This window comes from Vagococcus vulneris, assembly GCF_003950515.1.
Classification (GTDB): Bacteria; Bacillota; Bacilli; order Lactobacillales; family Vagococcaceae; genus Vagococcus; species Vagococcus vulneris.
In genome coordinates this window covers 297,424-305,533 of the sequence record NZ_NGJS01000002.1, presented here as the reverse complement: position 1 = coordinate 305,533, position 8,110 = coordinate 297,424, and the positions used below count along the sequence as shown (strand labels likewise).

Here is an 8,110-nt window from a genome sequence, read left to right as displayed (position 1 = left end):
CTTTTAGGATCAGCGAGTGAATGTGGTGCATAAGGGAGACTTTTTCAGTGAGCCTTTTAGGCTCAGGCCGGCAATAGAGGCTTTCAGCCGAAGAACAAACCTCCAGTTCACACTGGAGGTTTTGATTTTTCATAATTTTCTATGGTACACTATAGGCAGTTGGCGAGTTACATTGGAGGAAAGAAAATGAGTAAAAAAGGCGTTTTATTGGCTAATATCGGCACTCCCGACCAGCCTCAGAGTAAAGAAGTAAAAGAGTATTTAAAAAAATTTTTAGGGGACCCACGTGTTATTGATAAGCCAAGATGGCAATGGCTGCCGATTTTACATGGTATTATTTTGAATACACGACCAAAAAAATCAGCTGAACTCTATAAAAGTATTTGGCAAAAAGATGGATCACCGTTGTTAATCTATACGCAACGTCAAGCAAAACTTCTCCAGTCTCGATTTCCTGATAAGTCTATAAAGTTTGGTATGGCCTATAGTCACCCCAGCATTTCTCATTCATTGGCAGAATTCGAAAATGAAGGAATTACAGATGTGACGATTGTTCCTTTGTATCCGCAATATTCAACTTCAACGACTGCAGCCATTAACGATGCTGTTTTTAAACATTACTTAAAACAAGAGAATATGCCCTCGTTACACTTAATTAGAGAGTTTACAGCACACCCAAAATATATTGATTTATTGAGAAAACAAATTCAAGATGGTATTAATCAATACCATCCGGATTTATTAGTCTTTTCATATCATGGTATTCCTGTTTCTTATGTAGAAAAAGGAGATCCTTATCAGGAGCAGTGCCAATTAACAACAGATGCTGTTTTTGATGACTTTTCAATTGATATTCCTTATCGGGTTTGTTATCAATCAAAATTTGGTCCTGATGAATGGTTGACGCCGGCACTTGATGCCACATTAAAACAATTGCCAAAACAGGGTGTTAAAAATGTATTGGTTATTACACCAGGATTTGTGTCAGATTGTGTTGAAACGATTGAAGAAATTGAAAGTGAAAATTATGGATATTTTATGGAAAGTGGTGGAGAATCGTTTAACTATATTCATCCATTCAATGATAATGAGTTGTTTATCGATTTACTGGAAGATTTAGTTTTAAACAGGTAGCAAAATTTATTTTCTGCCTGTTTTTTTTACACAGTTATAGGTTTTTTGTAATATCTGTTGTATAATAAAGGTATGTATAATGAATTGAAAGGGGATTTATGTATGAATAAAAAAATTATATTTAAGGGGAGCAGCTTTTTAGCTGCATTATTTTTTTTAACAGCTTGCGGAAGTGAGAATAAAGAAGAAAAAACTATTAAAACGACGAAAAGCAAACCAAAGACGGAACAAGTCACTGTAACAAATAAAGAAGAAAATACAGGAAATGAAGGCATAGTATTTGATCAGCATGATTATACATATGATGTTGTGTCGGCTGCGACACAAACTACTTTTGGAACAAATCCATCGGCTAAATACACAAAAGAAGAGAAAATGAAAAAAATGTTCTGGTCTAATCAACCGCCTTTGGGGCTTTTAGAAGGCTATTATTATAAAAATGAAGGTCAGTTTACGGGTGGTAATTATGGGATTGTTGAAGTTGTGACTAATCCCGAAAATGCAAAAATAGAGAATGTTCAGTTTACAGAATTTGCTAGTGATCCTTACTACATTGGAAAGTATTCGGGTAAAAATAAACGATTATCAGACTACGCTTTTATGCAGGCTGACCATACGCGTACAGATGAGACGTTAGTTACAGTTGTTAACGGCATTACGTTTGTTGAAAAGCAGATGCGTGATGAAAATCGAGTCACAGGGGATTTTTTAACAGTTGAAGGATCTTCAACCTCAGCTAGAGATGGTTTTATGCCATTAGCCGCAAAAATGGATGAATGGATTCGTGAGCCGTACAAGAACAAATATTTTGGGTATGCAGAAGAACAAGAAACGGGTATCATTCCTCGTCTGGAAGTTGTAACAACTGATAATAAAATTACAGATGTGAGATATGATGAATATTTTGCAGATACTGAAGAAAAGATGACGGATGCCGCATTAAAACCATATTATCGTTAATCCAAATATTATTCGATTGATTATAATACAGCAACAAATAAAGAATTCGTAAAGTTTTCAGATGCTTTGGTCAAGGAGATTTTGGCTAAGCAGACGCTTGATATAGAAAACAATGATTTAGCTAGACATCCATCTTTTAAATTATATCAAGCGATGGCTGAAAAAATAAATTTAACACCTCAATGGTAAAAAAATACACAACATGGTACAAAAAGTGTTATAGTAATAGAAAATGAGGTGTTTTTATGTTACTACTAACTGAGATCAGTGTTGCTTATTGGTCAAAAGCTGAGAAACTCGTTAATTCATGGTTTTCACTTGAGATTATGATTGTCTCTGTTTTGATATTGGTTCTATTTTTTGCTGTTATCTATGCAAATAACCACTTTAAAAAGATTTTAATATCAATTATGGCAGGTATTATTATTTTTACAGGAATAACAGTAGCTTTCGGAAGTAGCTATTCAAAATCATATCGTCAGTTGGCCAAATATGTATCGCCTGTTAATCGAAATGTAATGCCAAAGTCTTTCGGGTATGAATATGTAGGTGATAGGCGAGGTTCGTATGTACTCGTTGCTGATGTTACAAAAACGTTAAAATTGCCTTTTTACAAAAAGGAAGTACATGAAGTAGTGAATCCTGAGTTTTTAGGTGGAAATGAATACTTATATTTCTTTAAAATAGATAACTATATTTATAGTATATCGAAAAAAGAGCCTAGTTTACAATTAAGTGACAAAATAGATAAAATGATAATTAAACAAGAGACAGCTGTTTTAAAGTTTAAGGAATATGAAACTATCGGATTTTTAGATCAGGTTGGACCAGCTAATCAACAAGTAATTTTACCGAAAAGTAAAATTACTCAGCAGTATGAACCAAATACAAAAGTTTATGACTTTAAAATTTAAATATATATAAATTTATATAAAGAGTACAGAAAAATTTTTGCACTCTTTTTTGTATGTATTGTAGTTATGCATATCAAGTCTATTAAATTTCTTGTTTTCAAATTTCATGCAAGTATTAAAGAGATTTTTGTAATAATTGAAAGATATAGATGGTTTATCTTGGATGATTGAAACGTTTCCATAGAATTTTTAGATATTTTAATAATTGGATTCTTTAAAGTTTAGCTTGGCTTCAGTAATTTATTGTTTTATTTAATTACGGAGACACTTCATTTTTATTATTGTATTATATTAATACAATAATAAAAATGATATCATTATAAAATTATATATATAAATTTATATATTATTGTTGACTTTAATATATTAAAATAGTATTATTTGTTTGTAGCAATGTGAAACTAAATACAAATAAATATTATATTTATTGTTATGACGGTAGTCATCTTTTTTTAACAGTTGTTATGAAAGCGATTGAGTGTGAAAAGTATCGTAAATTTTTATATATAGTGACAATCTTTTTATACTTTCTATACTATGTTATAGTGTGAACAATAAGAGTTGTTGAAACTAGTTAAAACAACTTAACTTGTCGGAGGTAGAAAGATGAATATTGAAAAATTTATTGAAGCTAGACGAAAAAATGGACTATCTCAAATTGAATTAGCAGAGGGTATTTGCACGCAAGCTACATTGAGCCGTTTTGAAAATAACGGACAAGTACCAAGTTTAAAAATACTTTTAAAACTTTGTGAACGCTTAAATATTTCTTTAGGAGAATTGTTTCCAAAAGTCGGAATTCAATATGATGATGTCAACCGAATTATGGAACGTGCTGAATTTTTACTTATCACTAGTGAATTTGATGAGTCTGAAAGATTGTTGGACACATTGAATTTGAAAGACATTGATGAAATGTCGATTCTTTTAAGGTATTACTATCTTCGTGGCTTTGTCATGGTTTTTAAAAATTATCCGATAACGGAAGTGTTGTTTAACTTTGATCAAATTTTATTTGGTGAGTTGGATGAAGAAGGTGAGTTGTTCCGCTTACTTGCTTATACAGGTATTGGGATGGTTTTTGCTAGAGAGGATGATGTTGATAAGGCTGAATTTTATTTTAATAAAGTTTTAGAAAATATCTATCGTTATCCAATTAAGGACGTGGAGGATACCTGGCGTGTCTTGAATATTGTTTATCAATCTGGCGAGTTTTACGCATGTATAAATGAGCTGGATGTTAGTAATGTGCTTTTAGAATACGCAATCACAATCTGCTCAGATAATCATGTGACGTATTATCTTGCCAGAGCTGCATTTCAATTGGCCAAAAATGCTATTCAACAAGAAAAACCAAAAGAGTATATTTTAGAGCTGATTCATGACGCACGAGCTTTTGCTAAGATTAATCGAAATTATATTAAATTAGAAAAATTAACAGAACTCGAGAAGGTGGTCCAATCAGATCATTAGCTGATACGAGAATATGAGTTTCTAATAATATCGATGTGGAGGTGCTTAGATGAGAGAGAAAATCATGGTTAGAATGATGGGAACTGTCATTACATTAGATATTGGTGCAACAAACGCAAAAGAACTGATTGATAATTCAGTTCAACTTCTCCGTATGTATGAGAAGCGTTTTAGCGCAAATGACCCAAATTCAGAATTAATGGCAGTCAATCAAGCAGCGGGAATACGCAGTATTCAAGTCCATCCTGATTTGTTTAAACTGATTAAGTTGGGAAAATATCATAGTTGTGCGGCAGATAGTCATTTAAATATAGCTATTGGTCCACTTGTAAAACTGTGGCATATAGGTTTCAAAGATGCGAGAGTACCGAGCCCCGAAGACATCAAGAAAAGACTAATTTTAATTAATCCTCAGAAAATCGAATTAGATGAAAAAACGCAATCAGTTTATTTGCAGATCCCTGGTATGGAAATTGATTTAGGTGCTTTAGCTAAAGGATTCATTGCAGATCTAATTATTGATTATTTGAAAGAGCAGCAAGCGGAGTCAGCAATGTTGAACTTGGGTGGAAATGTTGTGGTGTTGGGTAATGCCCCAACAAGAGACGATGGTTTCTACCGAATTGGTATCCAGGATCCTTTAAGTTCAAGGAATACGTATATGACAATTATCCCTGTACATAATCAATCTGTTGTGACCTCCGGTGTGTATGAACGTAAATTGAAGATTGGTGATAAGACGTACCACCACATTTTTGATTCAAAAACAGGCTATCCTATAACTTCAGATATTAGCAGTTTAACGATTGTGTCGCATCATTCAGTTGATGGTGAGATTTGGACGTCGCGTCTGTTCGGTAAAGGTATATTAGAAATTTTAGAAGTAGTTGGTCAACTAAAGAATGTAGAGTGTTTAATTATTGATAATCAGAATAAATTATATCAATCAGAAATAGATATTAATTAAATGATGAATTGAAAGGAAGATTTAATATGTTGAAATTTATCGGTTTAGTAGGTACAAACTCTGACAAGTCAACAAACAGACAATTATTACAATTTATGGAACGATATTTTAAAAATAGGGCAGAAATAGAATTAATTGAAATTAAAGACTTTCCTATGTTTAACAAGCCGGAAAATAAAGAATTACCTTTTGTTGTCAAAGAAGCTGCACAAAAGATTTCAAATTCAGATGGTGTTATCATCAGTACTCCTGAATATGATCATGCTGTACCGGCATCTTTAATGAATGCGTTAAGCTGGTTATCTTATGGTATTTTCCCTTTTGTAGATAAACCAGTTATGATTACAGGTGCTTCATATGGCACATTAGGTTCATCAAGGGCACAAGCGCATCTTCGTCAAATTTTAGATGCTCCAGAATTAAAAGCACGTATTATGCCGAGTTCAGAATTTTTATTAAGCCATTCGTTACAAGCATTTGATGAGTCGGGCAATCTTGTTGATGGCGAGCAAGTTGATAAATTAGATGGACTATTTTCTGATTTTTGCCATTTTGTCAATATGACGGATCAGTTAATGAGTGCACATCAAATTAATGTTAAAGAAGCAGAAAATATTTCCTGGGAAGACAGATAGAAAGGACGTTTTATCATGAAAATCATTGGAATTGTAGGTTCAAGTGCAGAATTATCATATAACCGTAAATTATTATATTTCATAAAAAAACAATACAAACATCTTTTTAATCTTGAAATTATTGAAATTAAAGATTTACCTATGTTCAATCAAAGTAATAATCAAACACAAAGTCCAGAGATACAGGCGATTAATCGTAAGATTAAGTATGCAGATGGTGTCATCATTGCGACACCAGAACATAATCATACAATCACTGCTTCTTTAAAAAGTTTACTAGAATGGTTATCATATGAAATTCATCCATTAGAAGATAAACCAGTCATGATTGTTGGTGCGTCATACTATGATCAAGGATCATCACGTGCGCAACTTCATTTGAGACAAATCCTTGATGCACCCGGTGTAAACGCAATTGTTATGCCAGGTAATGAATTTCTATTAGGTAAGGTAAGAGAAGCTTTTGATGAACAAGATAACTTGAAAGATGAACGCACCATTGGTTTCTTAGGTAGTACATTAGAGAAATTCAGTCGTTTTATTAAAGTCGTTTCTGCATTAGAAGGTCCTCGACCAGTTGAACCAGAGGATTTATATTGTGAAGGAACTATCGAAACAACAATTACTGACGTCGATATGTCTGCTGATGATTGGGTCGAAACAGCGGCTGCTAAAGTTGGAGCTGTTGAAGGAAACACTTATGTTAAATTGAACCGCGGTATTTTAACGGTTGATCAACTAAACTATTTCTTAGCATCAATGCCGATGGAATTAACGTATGCCGATGATAATAATCAATTTATTTATTACAACTATACTAAGGAAGGCTCTACGATGTTAGCGGGACGTCAACCAGGACAAGTTGGAAATCCGTTAGCGCTGTGTCATCCAGAAAAGGCACTAAAAAATGTGGAATGGGTTATTCAACAACTTCGCTCTGGAGCTCAAGACTGTGTTCGTGTACACGTACCAACTCACGGGCCTGATAAATACGTTGTTCATAATTATCAAGCGATGCATGATGAAAATGGCAATTATGTTGGAATCAATGAATTTATTCTTGATTTTAAACCAATTGTTGATTGGTACTTGAAAAAAACAGGTCAACAATTGACTGGAGGTCAAGTTGACGGTACTAGTGGCGCTTCTGAACAATCTTCAGTACCAGCTGATCAACCTGATGCAGTATCAGGTGCTTCCGAACATGATACCAATACTGCTCCGACAGCAGTGCCAACAACGGCAACAGTTGATGCTGTGTCAGGCGCATCAGAACATTAAAAATAAGACTGCATGAAATTTCATGCAGTCTTATTTTTTATTATTCTTCTAAATTCTTTGTTTTAAATTCTGTATCTTCTACTAGAATACCGTCATTCATTTTAAAAACACGGTCGCTCCATTGAATCATTCGCTGGTCGTGAGTAACCATAACTGTCGCTTTTTTCTTTTCATGAGCCTCTCTTACTAAGAGTTTGACTACACTGTATGCATGATCTGTATCTAGGCTAGCTGTTGGTTCGTCAGCTAAAATTAGATTTGGATTATTGTAGAGCGCGCGCCCGATAGCAACACGTTGACGTTCACCACCAGATAAGTCGTTAGGATAACTATTCTTTAATTCATCAACACCTAATGATGTTAATATTGTATCGATTTTTGTGTTATCTTTAGTTTGATTTACAACTTTTTCTACTAGTTGAAACTGTTCCTTAACTGTTAAAAAAGGTATCAGATTTGATGATTGTAAAATAAAACCTATTTCAGTAAAGCGCAGAGCAGATCGTTTACTTTCAGGTAAATCGGAGAAATCGTTCCCGTTAATAAAAATCGTGCCTGACGTTGGAGTTTGTAAACCGCCCGCTATGGTTAGAAAAGTACTTTTTCCCGAACCTGAAGGTCCAATGACACTAACAAATTCACCAGCATTTACCGAGAAATTCAATCCTTTTAAAGCAGTTATTTCGTTGTGACCTTTGCCAAATTTCTTAATTATATTGGTCATTTCTAATATTGGTTTCATAATT

At 33.6% G+C, this 8,110-nt stretch carries 7 protein-coding genes and 1 pseudogene; 7 read left to right on the top strand and 1 reads right to left on the bottom strand.

Annotated features, from left to right (window positions below; translation table 11 throughout):
- The first annotated feature begins 186 nt into the window (after positions 1–186).
- The 7 genes and pseudogenes from hemH (at position 187) to CBF37_RS03030 (ending at position 7,364) form a co-directional block, all read left to right on the top strand.
- Complete coding sequence (gene hemH / locus CBF37_RS03060) at positions 187–1,134, top strand: ferrochelatase (RefSeq protein WP_125983242.1); 948 nt, start codon at positions 187–189, stop codon at positions 1,132–1,134.
- A gap of 102 nt (positions 1,135–1,236) precedes the next feature.
- Positions 1,237–2,283, top strand: a pseudogene (locus CBF37_RS03055) (hypothetical protein).
- A 56-nt stretch (positions 2,284–2,339) separates the two neighbouring features.
- Positions 2,340–3,008, top strand: a complete 669-nt coding sequence (locus CBF37_RS03050; protein WP_125983241.1) for a hypothetical protein — start codon at positions 2,340–2,342, stop codon at positions 3,006–3,008.
- Between the two features lie 606 nt (positions 3,009–3,614).
- Entirely contained in the window at positions 3,615–4,481 is an 867-nt protein-coding gene (locus CBF37_RS03045; RefSeq protein ID WP_125983240.1) for a helix-turn-helix domain-containing protein, read from the top strand.
- Positions 4,482–4,530: 49 nt separating this feature from the next.
- Entirely contained in the window at positions 4,531–5,448 is a 918-nt protein-coding gene (locus tag CBF37_RS03040) for an FAD:protein FMN transferase (RefSeq protein WP_125983239.1), read from the top strand.
- 26 nt (positions 5,449–5,474) lie between these two features.
- Positions 5,475–6,083, top strand: a complete 609-nt coding sequence (locus CBF37_RS03035; RefSeq protein ID WP_125983238.1) for an NADPH-dependent FMN reductase — start codon at positions 5,475–5,477, stop codon at positions 6,081–6,083.
- 15 nt (positions 6,084–6,098) lie between these two features.
- Entirely contained in the window at positions 6,099–7,364 is a 1,266-nt protein-coding gene (locus tag CBF37_RS03030; RefSeq protein ID WP_125983237.1) for an NAD(P)H-dependent oxidoreductase, read from the top strand.
- 40 nt (positions 7,365–7,404) lie between these two features.
- Here the strand turns inward: CBF37_RS03030 and CBF37_RS03025 are convergent, their stop codons facing one another.
- Entirely contained in the window at positions 7,405–8,106 is a 702-nt protein-coding gene (locus CBF37_RS03025; RefSeq protein ID WP_125983236.1) for an ABC transporter ATP-binding protein, read from the bottom strand.
- Positions 8,107–8,110 lie beyond the last annotated feature (4 nt).